The organism is Thioalkalivibrio sp. ALMg3 (assembly GCF_000381225.1).
GTDB classification, from domain to species: Bacteria; Pseudomonadota; Gammaproteobacteria; order Ectothiorhodospirales; family Ectothiorhodospiraceae; genus Thioalkalivibrio; species Thioalkalivibrio versutus.
This window is the reverse complement of sequence record NZ_KB906227.1, coordinates 79,235-97,658: the sequence shown is the minus strand read 5'-3', so window position 1 is coordinate 97,658 and position 18,424 is coordinate 79,235. Positions and strand designations below refer to the sequence as shown.

Here is an 18,424-nt window from a genome sequence, read left to right as displayed (position 1 = left end):
GGGCCGGCATCGCGTGCTGAAAGGGCGCGTAGTTTACCCCAGCCATCGGTTCCTCGCAGGGTGCCCCGGTCGTCATGGCCATCAGGGGTGTGCCACCACGATACCGGACAGCTCCAGCTCGTCCTGCAGGCGTTCGCCCAGCTTCACGGCCTCCTCGCGCTGCGCCAGCGGACCGACCTTCACCCGGTAAATCGGGCGGCCATCGGCCATGGAGTCATCGATGAAGGCGGGCCAGCCCGTGTCGCGCAGGCGGGCCGCCTGCTCGCGCGCGTTGTCCTCGCCGCGGAAGCTCCCGACCTGCACCGCCCACCCGGCCTGGACCGGCTCGTCTGGCTCGACCGAGCGCACCGGCGCATCCTGGCGGGCCGCGGAACCTCCCTGCTCCCCAGCGGCCGCGCGCGCGCCCTCGCCGTTCTCCAGGCTGTGCAACTCGGCAACCGGCCTGTCGCGTTCCGCCGCCGGCGCGGCGGGTGCCGTGTCCCGCCGTGCAGCCGGGCGCTCCGATGGCAGGGCGATATCGGGCTCGGCAAAGGTGGGCGCCGCGGGCACCGGGTCATCGATCCCGCTCATGTACTCGTAACCTGCCCCGTCGAACAACCAGGGCAGAAAGATGACCGCCAGCACGATCAGGATGACCGCGCCAACCAGGCGAAAGCGGATGGGATTGTCGCTGCTGGTCATGCGGTCATCCGAGGGCGGCGCCAGGGCCAGTTAAGGAAACACTACACGCCTGTGACAGTACGCTCGCTCGCGCCGGCGTCGCAAGCCGTCGGGCATGACGCTCCTGACGCTCAAAGGGCATGCACAACCTCGCCCGCGCCACCAAGCGCCTCGGCCTGCCCGGACAGTGCCAGCTCGGCCAGCTCCTGCGACTGCTCCAGTACCGCCGCCACGGTGTAGAACGAACCGAACACCACCACCCGGCCGCAAGGTCCGGCGCAACGCGTTGCTTCTGCGATGGCCGCCGCGACGTCATCCACGCGGGACACCCGGCGTTGTCCGCTCGCCTCCAACTCGGTGGCCAGCGCCGCGGCGGGCAATGCCCGCGGCAGGTCCAGTGGGACTGGCACCCAGGCATCGACGAGGCCATCCAGACGACTCCACATGGCGGCCCGCTCCTTGTCCGCCATGACGGCGACCAGGGCCACCACTGCGCCCGGGACGGGATGCGCCTCCAGCCAGCGCGCCAGTTCGTTGACCGCATGCACGTTGTGGGCGACATCCAGCAGCCATTCCGGCTCGCCGTGTAGCCGCTGCAGACGCCCCGGCGCCGAGATCGCCAGGGCCCGACTGACGACACCATCGTCGAGCCCCCGGGCCAGTCCCAGTGATTCGACCACAGCGAGGGCCGTAGCCGTGTTCAGAAGCGCCGCACCATCAATCCGGGCGGCTGCGCCCTCGACCCGCCATTCGCGCGCCGTCCCCTGCCACTGCCATCGTAGCGTCGTCGCGTCGCGCGTCAGGGCGAAATCACGCCCACTGCGCAGGACCTGCGCCCCCAGTTGTGCGGCATGCTCCAGCACGCTGCCCGGCGGTTCGGGCTCGCCCAGCACAACCGGGCGATTGGGGCGCATGATACCGGCCTTCTCGCGGCCGATCGCCTCGCGACTGTCGCCCAGCCAGGTCTGATGATCGAGGTCCACCGCGGTGATCGCAGCAACGTCGGCATCCCAGATGTTGACGGCGTCCAGGCGCCCGCCCAGCCCCACCTCCAGCACCTGTACCGCGACTCCCTGCTCGCGGAACAGCCAGACCGCGGCCAGTGCACCGAATTCGAAATAGGTCAGGGAATCCTCGCCGCGAGCCTGGTCGATCGCCTCGAAGGCACGGCACAGGGCGGCATCGGAGACGGGCTCGCCGTCGATACGGATGCGTTCGTTGTAGCGCAGCAGGTGCGGCGAGGTGAACAGCCCGACCTTCAGCCCCTGCGCCTGCAGCAGGGCCGCGGTGCGCGTCGCCACCGTCCCCTTGCCGTTGGTCCCGGCCACGATCACGGTGGGCGGTCTGCCGGTCCCACGCAGCCCCAGGCGGTCGGCCACCAGGGCAATGCGCTCCAGGGTCAGATCCATTCCCACGGGATGCAGTTGCTCCTGGAAGGCGAGCCACTGCGCCAGGGTCGTGAAGCGCACCGACTGCCTCAGGCGGGGCGCGGCGCGTCGACGCGCTCGCCGTCCGCCCCGTTTTCGGGACTGATAACCTCGACGGACCCCTCGCCCTCCGCCTCATCTGCGGCTGGGTCGGCGCCCGGCGCCGGGGCGTGGGTCAGCATGCCCAGCACCGCAGCCAGACGGCTGCGCATGTCACGGCGATCGACGATCATGTCGATCGCGCCATGCTCGAGCAGAAACTCCGAACGCTGGAAGCCCTCGGGAAGGGTCTCGCGCACGGTCTGCTGGATCACGCGCGGCCCGGCAAAGCCAATCAGGGCATTCGGCTCGGCCACGTTCAGATCACCCAGCATGGCCAGGCTCGCGGACACACCCCCCATGGTCGGATCGGTCATCACCGAGATGAACGGGATGCGTTCTTCCTGCATGCGCGCCAGCACCGCGCTGGTCTTGGCCATCTGCAACAGCGAAAACAACGCCTCCTGCATGCGCGCACCACCGGAGGCACTGAAGCACACCAGCGGGATGCCCTGTTCCAGCGACCGGTTGGCGCCGCGCACGAAGCGCTCGCCCACCGCGGAGCCCATGGAACCGCCCATGAAGCGGAAGTCGAAGGCAGACGCCACCAAGGGGCGCCCCAGAAGCTGGCCCTGCATCACGATCAGGGCATCGCGCTCGCCGGTGGCCCGCTGGGCCGCCACCAGGCGATCCTTGTACTTCTTGGAATCGCGGAATTTCAGGACATCGGAGGATTCGATATCCGCCGCGATCTCCTCGCGGCCCTCGGCGTCCAGGAAGGTCTCCAGGCGCCGGCGTGCGCTCATGCGGCGGTGATGACTGCATTTCGGGCAGACATCGAGGTTGCGTTCCACCTCGGGGCGATAAAGCGTCGCGTCACAGCCCTCGCAACGGACCCACAGGCCCTCCGGGACCCCCCGCTTGGTCGCATTGTCGGTGCGGATGCGCGAAGGCATCAACTTCTCGAACCAGCTCATGCCGTCTCCCCGTAATTCGAATCGGCGCCGCGCATTCTACACCGTGGCTGCCGCGCCCGGGGAGCGCGCCGCATCCATGGCACGACGCATCTCACTGACCACCGCCGCCGCCGCACGGGCGAAGCCGTCGGCATCGCCGTCGTGCTCTTCGGCCAGGCGCACGATCGCGCTGCCCACCACCACGGCATCGGCCACCTGCGCGACCCTCCCCGCGGTCTCGGCATCGCGAATGCCGAAGCCCACGCCCAACGGCAGCCCGGTGTGGCGACGCAGACCTTCCAGGCGCGCGGCCAGTGCCGAGGTATCCAGGGTCTGCGAACCGGTCACGCCCTTCAGCGATACGTAGTAAACGAAGCCGCGCGCCGCCCGGGCCACATGATCGATACGCGCCTCCGAGGTCGTGGGCGCGATCAGGAAGATGGGATCGATGCCGGCCTGCTCCAGCAGCCCCACCACGTCCTCGCTCTCCTCCGGCGGCAGGTCCACCGTCAGCAACCCATCCAACCCGGCCGCCTTCGCGGTCTGGGCAAAGGTCTCGTACCCCATGCGCTCGACCGGATTCAGGTAGCCCATCAGGACCACCGGCGTAGTGGTGTCGGTCTTGCGGAACTCCGCCACCATCGCCAGCACGTCGCGCAACCCGGTGCCAAAACGCAGGGCCCGCTCGCAGGCCTTCTGGATCACCGGGCCATCGGCCATCGGGTCGGAAAACGGTACGCCCAGCTCGATCAGGTCGGCCCCGGCTTCCACCAGTGCGTGCATCAGGGGTACGGTGGCCCCCGGCTCCGGGTCGCCCGCCGTCACGTACGGGATCAACGCCGCGCGATTCTGTTCGCGCAGTTCGGCAAAACGCTGCTCGATGCGGCTCATAGCGTAATCCCCTCGCGTTCGGCCACGGTGTTCAGGTCCTTGTCGCCGCGCCCGGACAGATTGATGATGATGCTTTGATCGGGACGCATCTGCGGGGCCAGGTCCAGCACATGGGCAATCGCATGACTGGTCTCCAGCGCCGGGATGATGCCCTCGGTGCGGGTCATGCGGTGGAAGCCGGCCAGCGCCTGGTCATCCGTTACCGACACGTAGTTCACCCGGCCGATGTCCTTCAGCCACGCATGCTCCGGCCCGACGCCCGGGTAGTCCAGGCCCGCCGAGACCGAGTGCGTGCCGATGATCTGGCCGTTCTCGTCTTCCATCAGGTACGTCCGGTTGCCGTGCAGAACGCCCGGCTGTCCGGCGCACAGTGGTGCGGAGTGGCGCCCGGTCTCGACCCCGTCGCCCCCGGCCTCGACCCCGATCATCGCCACCGACTCGTCACCGAGGAACGCATGGAACAGGCCGATCGCGTTGGACCCCCCGCCGACGCAAGCCACCAGGGTATCCGGCAGGCGGCCGGTCATCGCCAGGTGCTGCTCGCGCGCCTCGCGGCCGATCACCGCCTGGAAGTCCCGGACCATCGCCGGATACGGGTGCGGCCCTGCCACGGTGCCAATGATGTAGAAGGTGTCGTCGACGTTGGTCACCCAGTCGCGCATCGCCTCGTTCAACGCGTCCTTCAGGGTGCGGGTCCCGGATTTCACCGCCACCACCTCGGCACCCAAAAGACGCATGCGATAGACGTTCTGTGTCTGGCGCCGGGTGTCCTCTTCGCCCATGTAGACCACGCATTCCAGCCCCAGCCGCGCGGCCACGGTGGCCGTCGCAACGCCGTGCTGTCCGGCACCGGTCTCGGCGATGATTCGCTTCTTGCCCAGGCGCTTGGCCAGCAGGGCCTGGCCGATCGTGTTGTTTACCTTGTGCGCGCCGGTGTGATTCAGGTCCTCGCGCTTGAGGTAGACCTGCGCCCCACCCAGTTCCCGCGACATGCGCTCGGCGTGATAGAGCGGGTTGGGCCGCCCAACGAACTGCTTCAGGTCATGATCCAGCTCCGCCAGGAAGTCGGGATCCTGCATGTACTGCTCGTATACCGCCTGCAGCTCGTCCAGCGCCCCCATCAGGGTCTCGGACACGAAGCGCCCGCCATACGGCCCGAAATGCCCACGGGCATCCGGGAAAGCCGCCCAGTCAATCTTGTTCATCAGTCTCCACCTCGCATTGACGCACCGCCTGCACGAAGGCCCGCATGCGTCGTGCATCCTTGATTCCGGGCGCGGATTCCACCCCGGAACTCACATCGACCCCGTACGGGCGCAGGTGTTCCAGCGCAGCGCGCACCGAGTCCGCATCCAGCCCCCCGGCCAGCAGCCAGGGCCGTTCCAGGGCATCGGGGACGCGCTGCCAGTCGAAGCGGTGCCCCGACCCGCCGCTGCGCCCCCCACCATGGCTATCCAGGAGAAACCCCTGGGCATCCGGGTGCTGCTCCATCGCCGGGCGCGGATCCTGCCCCTTGCCCATGGCGATGGCCTTCAGATAAGGCCGCCCGAAGTGCGCGCAAAACGGCGCCGTCTCGTGCCCGTGAAACTGCAGGCAATCCAGCCCTACCGTCTGCAACACCGTTTCGACTCGTGACGGATCCGGGTCCACGAACAGACCCACCGTGGTCACGAACGGCGGCAGCGCGGCCGCGATGGCCGCGGCCTGCGCCGGCTCAACCGCCCGCCGACTCGCTGCATGAAACACCAGCCCGATGGCATCGGCCCCGGCCGCCGCCGCGGCGCGTGCCTGTTCCGGGCTCGTCACTCCGCAGATCTTCACCCGATAACGCATGCGCCCGCCGGCCTCCTCTGTCCGGTCGCAAAGCCTACCAGAACCCGGCACGCGATCCGGCTTTCCCGCAATCACCCCGGCGCATTCCCCGGGACGCCATCGAGGACCGGCCCCGCGGTGATCGGCAGCTCGAACTCCACCGGATAATCCACATGCACGAAATAGAGCCCGCCGGCCGGCGCGGTGATCCCCGACGCGCGCCGATCACGCGCCGCCAGAACCTCCGCCGGCCAGCCGGGATCGGCGCGCCCATCCCCTACCGCCAACAGCACGCCGGCGATGTTGCGCACCATGTGATGCAGAAAGGCATTCGCGTGGATGTCCAGGATCACAAGGGCCCCGCGCCGGATCACCGACAACGAATGCACGCGCCGCACCGGCGATTTCGCCTGGCAAGCCGCCGCCCGCAGGCTGCTGAAGTCATGTTCGCCGACAAAGGTCTGACCCGCGCGATGCATGCGCTCCGCATCCAGCGGACGCCGCCACCAGGACACTCGTCCGGCCTCCAGTGCCGGACGCACCGCTCGATTCGCAATGACGTAGCGATACCGTCTGCCAAATGCGCCGAACCGGGCGTGAAACGCCCCCGGAACCGGTTGCGCCCAGGTCACGGCAATCGCGTCAGGCAGGCGACTGTTGGCGCCCAGGATCCATGCACTCGGCTCGCGCTGCGCCGGAGTATCGAAATGCACCACCTGCGCCGTGGCATGGACTCCCGCATCGGTGCGCCCCGCACAACTCAACGCGACCGGATGATTCGCCACAAACCCCAGTGCCGCCTCCAACTGCTGCTGCACGCTGGGACCGTCCTTCTGGCGCTGCCAGCCCAACAACCCACGCCCGTCATATTCGACCCCCAGCGCCCAGCGTTGTACCTGCTCACCCGCATCGTTGAAGCCCGGTTGTGCGTGCGCCTCACTCAAATGTCCGCTCCTCAAAAAAACCACCAAGTGAGCCAGGCCGCCAGCACCCCGAACCACAAGCCGATGACTGCCCAGCGGGGCACTGCCCGATTCTCCGTCCCAAGGTCGGCCGGGCCGTCCTCCGCCCCGCTCGGTCCGGAAAGGGCCTGATCCAGACGCTGCACCAGCCACTCGCGCACCGCTTCCAGCCGAGCCTTTCTCGCCCCCCCAAGCGCCTCCCGGCGCGCCTTGATCGCCGCTCGATCCCCCTCGAAATACATCAGGGCGAGAAACAGTCGCCGGGCGAAACGCTCGCCCCAGGCACCGAACACCTGCCAAGGTCCGCCCAGCACCAAACCGAGACTGCGTACGAGCACAGGCCTTGAAAACCGCTCGGTAAGCCAGACCACCAGCAGCAGCACCAGGACCAGGGCGAGGATACGAGTCCCGGCCTCCTGGAGCCCAGCGGCAAGATCGCCACCCTCCATCGGCCATAGGCCATAGAAGATCAGCAGGGAGAGGTAGAACCACTTCATGCGCAGGATCAAGCGACCGGCACGGCCCCAGGCAAACCCGCCGGGCCACGCCAGCCCGCCCACGAGCACGGCCATCACCACGAGTACCCGTGGCTCGGCCGATACCAGCGCAGCAGAAGCAGCCAGCACCCCCAGAAACGCCCACACCGCCCACACCACGCCCGGCGGGTGCGGTACCGATTCTGGCGGCAATTCGGAGGTCTGAACCAAGCGTGAACCGCCCTCGCAGCGATTAATGAACCACAAAAAAGGCCCCGCCCGGGGTTTTGCCCCCGGGCGGGGCCGGTCTGCACATTCCGGGGGTCAGCCGAGACCGAACCGGGAACATCCGGTCCGGAACTCCGACTTCCCGACGGTCACGAGCCCTGAATCTGCTCGCGGATCCCCTCGGCCTCGCGTTTCTGATCATCGGTGCCCGAGGTCAGGACCTCGTCGATCAATTCCTGGGCACCTTCCTGATCTCCCATGTCGGCATAAGCCTGGGCCAGACTCAGACGCGTGACGTTCTCGTCCGCGTCCGCTCCTGCGGAACCATCGTCGGTTTCATCCTGACCGGCAATAGGCGCATCGGAACCACCCGGGCCAAGCAGGTTCTCGTCCAGATCCAGGCCAGCTTCCGGCTCCGCCTGTTCCCCGCCACTCGCGGTGGAATCTGTCTCCGGAAGCTCGTTCTCGTCGATGTCGAACGCAAGATTGTTCAAGTCCCCATCAGCATCCGCGCTGGAAACATTACCTTCCGCGGCGTTCGCCAGATCCGCTTCCAGATTCTCGTCGAGGTCGAACGACAGGCCCTGATCATCCGCAACCGGCTCGCTCCCCAGGCTTTCCGCCGCCTCGTCGGTCTCGGGAAGCTCCAGACCCGAGAAATCGATCTCATTGCTGTCGGATTCCGTCGCGCGGCTTCCTTCCGCAGAAGGCACATCACCGAGATCGCCGGCCATCGCGCCACCAGCTGCAGTGGCGCCAAGACCGGCCCCCTCCCCAATCCGGGATTCCAGATCGGACAGGCGATCACGCGTAGCCGTATCACCCGCATCCAGCCGACCGCGCAGCGCACCGGCCGCCTGCCTTGCGCTCTCCTCATCCTCAAGCGCGAGATGTGCCTCGACCAATTTCAGGCGGTACTGCTTGTTATCCGGATCGCGCTCGATCGCCGCATTGAGCGTCTCGACCGCCTGATCGTTCATGCCGTACGCCAGGCAGACATCCACCTCTGCCAGTACGTCATCTGTCGCCTCGCCTCCCTTCTGACTGGTGCTGGCGACCACGACCTCGCCAACCTCTTCCCCCGAATCGGCCGACAGATGGGAAGCGTCTTCCTGTTGCCCATCATCGCGTTCCGCGCCACCCGCCGCCGCGGCCGTGCCAACCACGGTGGCAGCGGCGGCACGGGTCGTCGAGGGATCTGGCGAACCCATCTCCCCGGTCTCGTAACTGCGGGCATCGAAGCCGGTCGCCTGCACCTTGCTGTTGTCCGCACGCGGCTTCAGGCCGGAACCGTGATCGTCGACCATCACCTCGCGGCGGCCGCCGCGGGCAAAAGCCAGCAACACCAGCAGCAGCAGAATGACCAGCGCAATCGCCATCATCAGCAGCAACGGGTCATTCATGATGCGTTCGTGCAGCGGGGCATTGCGTTCAGCATCCGCACGATCCAGACGGGTGCGCAGCTGTTCGCGCTCGGCGCGCAGCTGGCTCAGCTGTTCCTCGAGCCCGGCCATGTTCTCGCTGGAGATCTCGGCCAGACGCCCACGCTCGCCAAGCTCCTCGCGCAATTCGGAGAGCTCGGCGCGCATTCCGTCCATTTCGGCGCGCTGGGACAGCAGGGCTTCCTGCAGCAGCTCCTCGGAACCCCCCTCGGTTGCCCCGGCTTCGGCATCTTCCGGCAGCAGATCGGCGACGATCTCCAGGCGATCCTCGGGCGCCACCGCCTCGGTCGCGGCCTCGTCGCCCACCGCCGTTTCGTCCTCGGTCACGGCCGAGTCCGATTCGGCCACTGCGGATTCGTCGTCCGCAACCGCCGCGGCAGCGTCCTCCGTAACAGCCGATTCTTCGTCCTCGGCGAGCGCCTCGCCCTCGACACCCTCCTCAGCCGCGGCCGGAGCCGGCTCCGGTTCTTCGCGACCCGCGCGAGTGGATTCCTGCCAGGAGCGCGTCTGATCGGCAACCTCGGCCCGCGCCTCGGCGGTACTGCGCGCGTCCAACTGTTCGCGGGACGGCGTACGCAATTCCGCGTCCGCGCGCAGCGAATTGATGTTGTTACCCATGAAGGCCTGCGGATTGGCGTCGAGGAACGCGAGCATGGCCTGCTCGTCGCTGTATCCCGAGACACCGCTGCGGCGCACGACCGCGTAGAGGGTGTCGCCACTACGCACCCGGATGGTTTCGCCTTCGCGGGTCGCACGCGGCGCTGCGCCGGGGTCCCCGCTCACGGCCGGCGCAGAAGTTCCGGAAGGCATCGTGCCGGGCGGATCCAGCAACAACGAGACCTCGCGCATGGCGCGCCCGCCATCCCAGCGCGCCTCCAGCAGCATGCCCACATAGGGCTCGCGCACCGGCCGGCGTGTGGTCAGGATGATGCGGTCACCCTCGACCTGGATGTTCAGGTCCCCCGGAACACCGCCACGGTTCAGACCGGCGCGGCGGTATGCATCCTCGGAAGCCTGGCGAATTCGCAGGGAATCGCCCGCAGCTGCCGCTCCCCGCAAGGGAATCTCCGCCCGCAAGGGCTGATTCAGGAAGGATTGAAGATTGATTTCGCCGAAGCCCACGGAACTCGAGGACGCCGGGGCCACCAGCAGCAAGAACAAAAACCCAACCAAAAACTTGCGCACGAATTCCCCCTGAAAATGCCACGTGGCCGTACTGCCTCGGCCGACACGGCCGATGACCCCCTGGCCACGGATGTACCGGGTAGTGTCCCCGGCGTTTTCCCGGATTAAATCACAGGTAATCGCGGATCAAAACCTCCGCGATCTGAATCGTGTTCAACGCGGCCCCCTTGCGCACGTTGTCCGAGACCACCCACAGGTTCAGTCCGCGGGGGTGGGAAATGTCCTCGCGGATGCGGCCGACGAACACCGCATCCTTGCCGGAACCCTCGGTCACCGCAGTCGGATAGCCCCCGTCCTCGTGCTTGTCCAGCACCGTGATCCCCGGTGCGCCGGAGAGGATTTCGCGCGCCTTCTCCGCACTGATCTTCTCGCGCGTCTCGATATGCAGGGCCTCGGAATGCCCGTAGAACACCGGAATGCGCACCGCGGTCGGGTTCACCAGGATGGACTCGTCGCCCATGATCTTCCGGGTCTCCCAGACCATCTTCATCTCTTCCTTGGTGTAGCCATTGTCCTGGAAGACGTCGATGTGCGGCAGGGCATTGAACGCGATCTGCTTGGGATACACGTTGCACTCCACCGGACGGCCATTCAGCAACGCCGCCGTCTGGTGCGCCAGCTCCTCGATCGCCTCTTTTCCAGTACCGGACACGGCCTGGTAGGTTGCCACGTTAATCCGTTCGATGCCGACCGCATCGTGCAGCGGCTTCAGCGCCACCAGCATCTGAATGGTGGAGCAATTCGGGTTCGCGATAATCCCGTGTTTCGTGTAATCGCCCACCGCGTCCGGGTTCACCTCCGGAATCACGAGCGGGATCTCCGGGTCGTAGCGGAACTGGGAGGTATTGTCGATCACGACGCAGCCGGCCGCCGCCGCCTTGGGCGCATATTCCGCGGACACCGAGGCGCCCGGCGAGAACAGCCCGATCTGCACCGTGGAAAAATCAAAAGTCGCCAGGTCCTCGACCTCCAACTCGCGCCGGCCGTAGTCCACCGTCTTGCCCACCGACCGCGAGCTGGCCAGGGCATGCACGCGCCCGATCGGCAGGTCGCGCTCGGCCAGGATGGACAGCAGGGCCTCGCCAACGGCGCCCGTTGCCCCGACCACGGCCACGTCAAATTTGCGGTCACTCATCGTTAATTCCCGGTTGAACTTTAATCGTTAACGCTTTGATAGATATTTACTCATCCAGGGCCGCGACCAAGGCGTCGCCCATGCCCTGCGTACCGACCAGCTTCATGCCTTCACCGAAGATGTCTGGGGTACGCAAGGCCTGATCCAGTACCCGACCCACAGCCGCCTCGATGCGTTCGGCCAGGTCGTTGCGGTCCAGACTATGACGGAGCAGCATCGCGACCGACAGCACCGTCGCCATCGGGTTGGCCTTGCCCTGCCCCGCAATATCCGGTGCCGAACCGTGGATCGGCTCGTACAGACCCACGCCCTCGCTGTTCAGCGAGGCGGACGGCAGCATGCCGATGGAGCCGGTCAGCATCGCCGCTGCATCGGACAGGATGTCCCCGAACATGTTGCCGGTCACCATCACGTCGAACTGCTTCGGGTCACGCACCAGCTGCATCGCGGCGTTGTCCACATACATGTGAGACAGCTCGACCTCGGGGAATTCCTTCCCGACACGCTCGACCACCTCGCGCCACAGCTCGGAGACTTCCAGCACGTTGGCCTTGTCCACCGAGCACAGACGCTTGCCCCGCTTCATCGCCGCCTCGAAGCCGACCCGGGCGATCCGCTCAATCTCCGATTCGCTATAGACCAGCGTATTGAAGCCGACCCGCTCGCCATTGCGTTCCTCGATCCCGCGTGGCTGGCCGAAGTAGATCCCCCCGGTCAGCTCGCGCACGATCAGGATGTCCAGCCCGCTGACCACCTCGGGCTTCAGCGTGGAGGCCGAGGCCAGCTGCGGATACAGGATCGCCGGGCGCAGGTTCGCGAACAGGCCGAGATCCGAGCGGATGCCAAGCAGCCCACGCTCGGGGCGCAGGTCGCGCTCCAGCGACTCGTACTGCGGGCCACCCACCGCCCCCAGCAGGATCGCGTCTGCACGACGCGCCGCCTCGCGGGTGGCCTCCGGATAGGGGTGCCCGGCCGCGTCATGCGCCGCGCCCCCGATCAGGCCCTGCTCGATCTCCAGATCCAGACCGCCGATCTCGCCCACGCGCTCCAGCACCTTCAGCGCCTCGGCCACGATCTCGGGCCCAATCCCGTCCCCGGGCAATACCAGAATTCGGCTCACAAACCTCTCCCAAGTAACTATTATTCTTTACCTATACATTCCTAGTGGCAACGTCATTGCGAGGAGCCGCAGGCGACGTGGCAACCTCCGGTCGCAACCCCCGACGTTTACCCGAGCCAGCGCCGGGGCTGCCCTGGGAGATCGCCACGTCGCTGCGCTCCTCGCGATGACGGTGCTTCCTGCCCCCCGTCATTGCGAGGCCCCGCCAGGGGCCGTGGCACAAAAGCGCGAAGCGCGTTGAACGGCCGCAGGCCGGCCCGAAGGGCGAGCGCAGCGAGTAACCTCCCAAAGCTGCCAGAGCGCCGGTACGGGGATCCGGTGGTTCCGGACGGAGGTTGCTTCGTCGCTTCGCTCCTCGCAATGACGGTGCCCGGATCCAGGCCGTGCCAGACGCACCGTCTACCGTTGTGGTTCCGCCATCCACGGCCATTCGCGGCGCTGGCGCTCCTCGAAGGCCCGAATATCGTCCGCGAACTGCAGCGTCAGGGCGATATCGTCCAGCCCATTCAGCAGGCGGTGGCGGCGGTCCTCGTCCAGCGTAAAGTCGAATACGGTACCGTCCGGCGCGGTCACGGTCATCTCTTCCAGGTTCACCTCGACCTGGGCACCGGGGTTCGCCTCCACCTGTTCGAACAGGTTCTGCACCTCGTCCTCGGCCAGCACGACCGGCAATAGCCCGTTCTTGCAGCTGTTGGAGAAGAAGATGTCCGCGAACGACGGCGCGATCACCGCACGAAAACCGAAGTCCGTCAGCGCCCACACGGCATGCTCCCGCGAGGAACCACAGCCGAAGTTCTTGCGCGCCAGCAGGATGGTCGCCTGGTCAAACGGCGCCTGGTTGAGCACAAAGTCCAGGTTCGGCCGGCGCTTCGAGCCATCCATGCCCGGCTCGCCCGGGTCCAGGTAGCGCCAGTCGTCGAAGGCATTGGGGCCGAAGCCCGTGCGCTTGACCGACTTCAGGTACTGCTTGGGGATGATCGCGTCGGTATCCACGTTGGAGCGGTCCAGCGGCGCGACGATCCCCTTGTGTACAGTAAAGGCCTGCATCGCTTACGCCTCCTTCAACGCGGACGGTTCAATGAAGTGCCCGGCGACAGCCGCCGCGGCGGCCAGGGACGGGCTGACCAGATGCGTGCGCCCGCCCTGCCCCTGGCGGCCCTCGAAGTTGCGGTTCGAGGTCGAGGCGCAGCGCTCGCCCGGCTCCAGGCGGTCGGCGTTCATCGCCAGGCACATCGAACAGCCCGGCTCGCGCCACTCGAAGCCGGCATCCAGGAAGATGCGGTCCAGCCCCTCCTGCTCCGCCTGCTGCTTCACCAGCCCGGAGCCCGGCACCACCATCGCCAGCTTGATGTTGTCGGCCTTCTTACGGCCCTTCACCACCTCGGCAGCGGCGCGCAGGTCCTCGATCCGCGAGTTGGTGCAGGAACCAATGAACACCTTGTCCGGACGGATCTCCGTCATTGGGGTATTCGCCTTCAGGTCCATGTACTCCAGCGCCCGCTGCATGCCCTCGGCGCGCACCGGATCGGACTCGGCCGCCGGGTCCGGCACCCGCCCGTCGATCGGCGCGACCATCTCCGGCGAGGTGCCCCAGCTGACCTGCGGGGCGATCTCGGCGGCATCCATCTCCACCACCGCGTCGAACTCGGCATCCGGGTCGGAGACCAGCGTGCGCCAGTACTCGGCCGCCCGCTCGAACATCTCGCCGGTCGGCGCCTGCGGCTTGCCGCGCACGTATTCGATGGTCTTCTCGTCCACCGCGACCATGCCCGCACGGGCCCCGGCCTCGATCGACATGTTGCAGACGCTCATACGGCCTTCGATCGACAGGCTGCGGATCGCGGAGCCGGCAAACTCGATCGCGTAGCCGGTACCGCCAGCGGTGCCGATGCGGCCGATGATGGCCAGCACCACGTCCTTGGCGGTGACGCCCGGGCGCAGCGCGCCTTCCACACGGATCTGCATGGCCTTGGTCTTCTTTTGCCACAGGCATTGCGTGGCCAGCACATGCTCCACCTCGGAGGTGCCAATACCAAAGGCCAGCGCGCCCAGCGCGCCATGCGTGGAGGTATGCGAGTCGCCGCAGACTACGGTCATACCCGGCAAGGTCGCGCCCTGCTCCGGGCCGATCACGTGCACGATGCCCTGGCGCACGTCCGCCATCGGGAAGAATTTCAGCCCCAGGCTCGTGACGTTGCTCTCCAGTGTTTCCACCTGGATGCGCGAGACCGGATCCGCAATCCCCTGGTCGCGGTTCTCCGTGGGCACGTTGTGATCCGGCACCGCCAGCACGGAATCGCCGCGCCATGGCTTGCGCCCGGCCAGCCGCAGCCCCTCGAAGGCCTGCGGACTGGTCACCTCGTGCACCAGGTGGCGGTCGATGTAGAGCAGCGTCGAGCCATCCGGCTCCTCGCGCACCCCATGCGCCTCCCACAACTTGTCATACAGGGTCTTGCCAGCCATTACCTACTCCCGCGGCCGCGCCGCGTTCTATCGTTCTTGCGTCCCACCGCCGACGATCCACCGGCGCTATACAGGCTCGCCCTTGCACCGCGTCGCCAACTGGCACCGTCATTGCGAGGAGCGTAGCGACGAAGCAACCTCCGTCCGAAACCACCCGATCCCGGTACTGGCGCTCTGCCAGCTTCAGGAGATTACTCGCTGCGCTCGCCCTTCGGGCCGGCCTGCGGCCGTTCAACGCGCTTAGCGCTTTTGTGCCGCGTCGCCTTCGGCTCCTCGCAATGACGTCGTTTCATGACGCCCGTTGATCTAGAGTCTGGGCCCGCCCCGGTATTCTTTCAAATCCGATTTCTTATCCGTATCATTCCATACGGTTATATAGGTGCCGGGTCATGCCGAGCCCGACCATCGAACGGACCATTATCTCACGCGGGGACTGGAGAGACACGGATGCGCCCAGAACAACTGAGTGTCGAATCCCTGCAGGCCTTCGTCGCGGTCGTCGACACCGGCGCCTTCTCCGCCGCGGCCGAACGGCTGCACCTGACGCAGCCCGCCATCAGCAAGCGCATCCAGTCGCTGGAGGCCACGCTGGAACGTCCGTTATTCGAGCGCCAGGGTCGGCGTGTACGGCCGACCGAGGTCGCCGAACGCCTGCTGCCCGAGGCCCGGGAAATCCTCGCCCGCCTGCGCGCCATCGAGCAGCAGGTCGCCGACCTCGACCAGGTGGTGCGCGGCCGCATCCGCCTGGCCACCTCGCACCACATCGCCCTGCACCGCCTGCCCACGCCACTGTCGGCCCTGCGCGAGCGCTACCCGGAGCTGGAACTGGAACTGGCATTCATGGATTCCGAGGCCGGCATCGAGGCCGTCATGCACGGCGACGCCGACCTGGCCCTGGCCACCCTGCCCGAGGATCTGCCGAAGGGCGCCGAGGCGCACACGGTATGGACCGACGACCTCGTCCCCATGGTCGCCCGCAACCGCGCTGACGATACCCCGCTGGATACCCTGCGGCGCCTGCACGACTGGCCAGCCATCCTGCCGCCCGGGGATTCCACCACCCGCCGCCAGATCGACCAGGCCCTGGCCGCACAGGGCCTGCACCCCACTGCCGCCCAGGAAAGCCCCTACCTGGAAGTCATCCGCATGCTGATCGCGGCCGGCCTCGGCATCGGCTTCCTCCCCCGCACCATGGCCACCGACGACCTCGCCGTGCTCGCCTGGCCCGGCGGGCCCGTCACCCGCCAGCTCGGCTGGGTCCGCCATGCCGAGCGGTACCGCTCCCGCACGCTGGAGGCTGTCATCGAGGCGTTACAGCGGCCGCAGTAACCCGATGCCGCCGCCCCCTTCCAGGCCGGCAGCCGCGCGGTCAGGCGCGGGCGGCTTCGCGGGGGAGGAGGGACGAGATCATCCAGGTGGCGAAGATGAAGAAGGTGGAGGCAATCAGGGCGCCTTCCAGGCCCCAGACCATGAAGATGGCGCCGGAGGCGACGGTGCCGACCAGGCGGCCGCCGGCGTTGGCCATGTAGTAGAAGCCCACCTTCATCGCAACGCGGTCGGCCTCGGCGTAGTCGAGGATCAGGAAGGAGTGGACGGCGGAGTTGATTGCGAACACCACGCCGAACACGCCCAGCCCGACCATCAGCACCCAGGCCGGGTCCAGGCCCACCTCCAGGCCGATCACGATGGCGATTGGCAGCAGCATCAGGATGAACGCCCACAGGCGCGCGGTGAGCCCGGTCGGATGCACCCCGCCCTTACCCAAGAGGCGGGGCACGGAGGCCTGCACGATGCCGTAGCCGATCACCCACAGCGCGAGGAACGCGCCCACCTGCATATGGTTCCAGTCCAGCGTGGCGCTGAGGAACACCGGCAGCGCGACCACGAACCAGACGTCACGCGCGCCGAACAGGAAGAAGCGTGCGGCCGAGAGCACGTTGATCGCGGCGGAATTGGAGAACATCTGGGTGAACTTCGGCTTGCCGCCGACACGGCCCAGCCCGCGCGGCAGTCCGACCACCGAGAACAGCATGACCAGCGCCAGCATCCCGGCCAGGATCACCAGCGCCATCTGGAAGCCCACGCTGTAGAGGAGCGCCCCGCCGACGAAGAAGCCGACCCCCTTCAGCGCATTCTTGGAGCCGGTGAGCACCGCAACCCAGCGAAACAGCCGCCCCTCCCCGTCGCCCGCGACCAGCTTCACGCCGGACTTCGCGCTCATCTTGTTCAGGTCCTTGGCGATCCCGGACAGCGCCTGGGCGAACATCACGTAGGCCACGCCCAGCCAGGCCTCGGGCACCGTGAGCATCAGCAGGGCCGCCACCTGCAGCAGCGTCCCGCCGATCATCGTCGTGTTCACCCCCAGCCGCGCGGCCAGCCAGCCGCCGGTCAGGTTGGTAATCACCCCGAACAGCTCGTAGAACAGGAACAGGAAGGCGATCTCCAGCGGGCTGTAACCCAGCTGGTGGAAGAACAGCACGACCAGCATGCGGATCGCGCCGTCGGTGACGGTGAACGCCCAGTAGTTCGCGGTAATCCGCGCGTAGGCACCCAGCCCCAGGGTGGGCGGCCCGCCCGGGTTTGGCTGGTCGGCCGCTCCGCTCACGACGGCCTCAAAGCCCCAGCTTGGCGACGCGGGCGACCAGCTCGACCAGCCGGTTCGCGTAGCCCCATTCATTGTCGTACCAGGCCAGCACCTTCACCTGCGTGCCGTCGACCACCATGGTCGACTGGGCATCCACGATGGACGAGCGCGGGTCGGTGCGGAAATCGCTGGAAACCAGCGGGCGCTCCTCGTAGCCGAGGATGCCGTTCAGATCACCGTTCGCCGCCTTGCGCAGCAGGCCGTTGACCTCCTCCACCCTGGTCTCGCGCGCGGCCTCGAAGGTGAAATCCGTCAGCGAGGCGTTCATCAGTGGCACGCGCACCGCATGGCCGTTCAGCCGCCCGTTCAGCTCGGGGAAGATGTCGCCGATCGCCTTCGCCGAGCCGGTGGTGGTCGGGATCAGGTTCAGCCCGGCCGCACGGGCCCGGCGCAGATTGTCGCGCGGCAGATCCACCGGCGACTGGGTGGCCGTCATGTCGTGGACGGTCAGGATGGTGCCGTGGCGGATCGACAGCGCCGGGTGCAGCACCTTGACCAGCGGCGCCAGGCAGTTGGTGGTGCAGGAGGCGGCGGTCACGACGTGGTGCTTCGCGGGATCGTAAGCGGCGTCGTTCACGCCCATCACCACGTTCAGCGCGCGCTCATCCTTCACCGGCGCCGCGACCACCACGCGCTTCGCGCCCCGGGTGAAATGCGGCTCCAGCGTGTCCATGGTGCGGAAGGCGCCAGTGGCGTCGATCACGATGTCCACGTCCGACTCGCCCCACGGCACCTGCGCCGGCTCGGCCAGGCTCGTGTGGCGCAGCTCGCGCCCGTCGACCCGGATCCGGTCCGCTTGGGCCTCGGGCTCGCGACCCCAACGCCCGTGAACGGAATCAAACTCCAGCAGGTGTCCGGTGACGGTCCCGTCGGCCGCGACCTCGTTCAGATGCACGATCTCGATGTCGTCCCGGTCCCATGCCGCGCGCAACGCCAAGCGACCAATCCGCCCCATCCCGTTGATCCCTACGCGCACCGCCATGG

At 67.3% G+C, this 18,424-nt stretch carries 16 protein-coding genes; 1 reads left to right on the top strand and 15 read right to left on the bottom strand.

Annotated features, from left to right (window positions below; genetic code table 11):
- Positions 1 to 81 precede the first annotated feature (81 nt).
- The 13 genes from F622_RS0109850 to leuC form a co-directional block, all read right to left on the bottom strand.
- On the bottom strand, positions 82 to 681 hold the full coding sequence (locus tag F622_RS0109850; RefSeq protein WP_019571860.1) for an SPOR domain-containing protein: 600 nt from the start codon (positions 679 to 681) through the stop codon (positions 82 to 84).
- Positions 682 to 791: 110 nt separating this feature from the next.
- Positions 792 to 2,129, bottom strand: a complete 1,338-nt coding sequence (gene folC / locus F622_RS0109845; protein ID WP_018169613.1) for a bifunctional tetrahydrofolate synthase/dihydrofolate synthase — start codon at positions 2,127 to 2,129, stop codon at positions 792 to 794.
- An 8-nt stretch (positions 2,130 to 2,137) separates the two neighbouring features.
- Positions 2,138 to 3,103 (bottom strand): acetyl-CoA carboxylase, carboxyltransferase subunit beta, encoded by a 966-nt coding sequence (gene accD, locus F622_RS0109840; RefSeq protein WP_018169612.1) that lies wholly within the window; start codon positions 3,101 to 3,103, stop codon positions 2,138 to 2,140.
- A gap of 36 nt (positions 3,104 to 3,139) precedes the next feature.
- Positions 3,140 to 3,973 carry a tryptophan synthase subunit alpha gene (trpA, locus tag F622_RS0109835; protein ID WP_019571859.1) on the bottom strand — a complete coding sequence of 278 codons (834 nt, stop codon included), beginning with the start codon at positions 3,971 to 3,973 and terminating at the stop codon, positions 3,140 to 3,142.
- Positions 3,970 to 5,178, bottom strand: a complete 1,209-nt coding sequence (gene trpB, locus F622_RS0109830) for a tryptophan synthase subunit beta (protein ID WP_018650237.1) — start codon at positions 5,176 to 5,178, stop codon at positions 3,970 to 3,972. The genes trpA and trpB overlap by 4 nt, the downstream gene beginning before the upstream one ends.
- Positions 5,165 to 5,806: a phosphoribosylanthranilate isomerase gene (locus tag F622_RS0109825; protein WP_019571858.1), complete on the bottom strand. Its 642-nt coding sequence runs from the start codon at positions 5,804 to 5,806 to the stop codon at positions 5,165 to 5,167. Before F622_RS0109825 ends, trpB begins: the two co-directional genes overlap by 14 nt.
- A gap of 71 nt (positions 5,807 to 5,877) precedes the next feature.
- The gene (gene truA, locus F622_RS0109820; RefSeq protein ID WP_019571857.1) at positions 5,878 to 6,729 is read right to left on the bottom strand and encodes a tRNA pseudouridine(38-40) synthase TruA; all 852 of its coding nucleotides are present in this window, start codon (positions 6,727 to 6,729) and stop codon (positions 5,878 to 5,880) included.
- An 11-nt stretch (positions 6,730 to 6,740) separates the two neighbouring features.
- Positions 6,741 to 7,403 carry a hypothetical protein gene (locus F622_RS0109815; protein WP_018145857.1) on the bottom strand — a complete coding sequence of 221 codons (663 nt, stop codon included), beginning with the start codon at positions 7,401 to 7,403 and terminating at the stop codon, positions 6,741 to 6,743.
- A 197-nt stretch (positions 7,404 to 7,600) separates the two neighbouring features.
- The gene (locus F622_RS0109810) at positions 7,601 to 10,078 is read right to left on the bottom strand and encodes a FimV/HubP family polar landmark protein (RefSeq protein ID WP_019571856.1); all 2,478 of its coding nucleotides are present in this window, start codon (positions 10,076 to 10,078) and stop codon (positions 7,601 to 7,603) included.
- A gap of 109 nt (positions 10,079 to 10,187) precedes the next feature.
- Complete coding sequence (locus F622_RS0109805) at positions 10,188 to 11,213, bottom strand: aspartate-semialdehyde dehydrogenase (RefSeq protein WP_018145859.1); 1,026 nt, start codon at positions 11,211 to 11,213, stop codon at positions 10,188 to 10,190.
- Between the two features lie 46 nt (positions 11,214 to 11,259).
- Entirely contained in the window at positions 11,260 to 12,333 is a 1,074-nt protein-coding gene (leuB, locus tag F622_RS0109800) for a 3-isopropylmalate dehydrogenase (RefSeq protein WP_196799417.1), read from the bottom strand.
- A 399-nt stretch (positions 12,334 to 12,732) separates the two neighbouring features.
- Positions 12,733 to 13,380 (bottom strand): 3-isopropylmalate dehydratase small subunit, encoded by a 648-nt coding sequence (leuD, locus tag F622_RS0109790; RefSeq protein ID WP_019571855.1) that lies wholly within the window; start codon positions 13,378 to 13,380, stop codon positions 12,733 to 12,735.
- 3 nt (positions 13,381 to 13,383) lie between these two features.
- On the bottom strand, positions 13,384 to 14,796 hold the full coding sequence (leuC, locus tag F622_RS0109785) for a 3-isopropylmalate dehydratase large subunit (RefSeq protein ID WP_018145862.1): 1,413 nt from the start codon (positions 14,794 to 14,796) through the stop codon (positions 13,384 to 13,386).
- Positions 14,797 to 15,243: 447 nt separating this feature from the next.
- On the opposite strand from leuC, the gene F622_RS0109780 reads away from it, so the two are divergent.
- Positions 15,244 to 16,125, top strand: a complete 882-nt coding sequence (locus tag F622_RS0109780; protein ID WP_019571854.1) for a LysR family transcriptional regulator — start codon at positions 15,244 to 15,246, stop codon at positions 16,123 to 16,125.
- A gap of 40 nt (positions 16,126 to 16,165) precedes the next feature.
- Here F622_RS0109780 and arsJ read toward each other — a convergent pair whose 3' ends face one another.
- Together arsJ and F622_RS0109770 are read right to left on the bottom strand one after the other, a co-directional pair.
- Positions 16,166 to 17,401, bottom strand: coding sequence for an organoarsenical effux MFS transporter ArsJ (gene arsJ, locus F622_RS0109775; RefSeq protein ID WP_019571853.1), 1,236 nt, complete (start codon positions 17,399 to 17,401; stop codon positions 16,166 to 16,168).
- Between the two features lie 7 nt (positions 17,402 to 17,408).
- Complete coding sequence (locus F622_RS0109770) at positions 17,409 to 18,422, bottom strand: ArsJ-associated glyceraldehyde-3-phosphate dehydrogenase (protein WP_026331564.1); 1,014 nt, start codon at positions 18,420 to 18,422, stop codon at positions 17,409 to 17,411.
- Positions 18,423 to 18,424 lie beyond the last annotated feature (2 nt).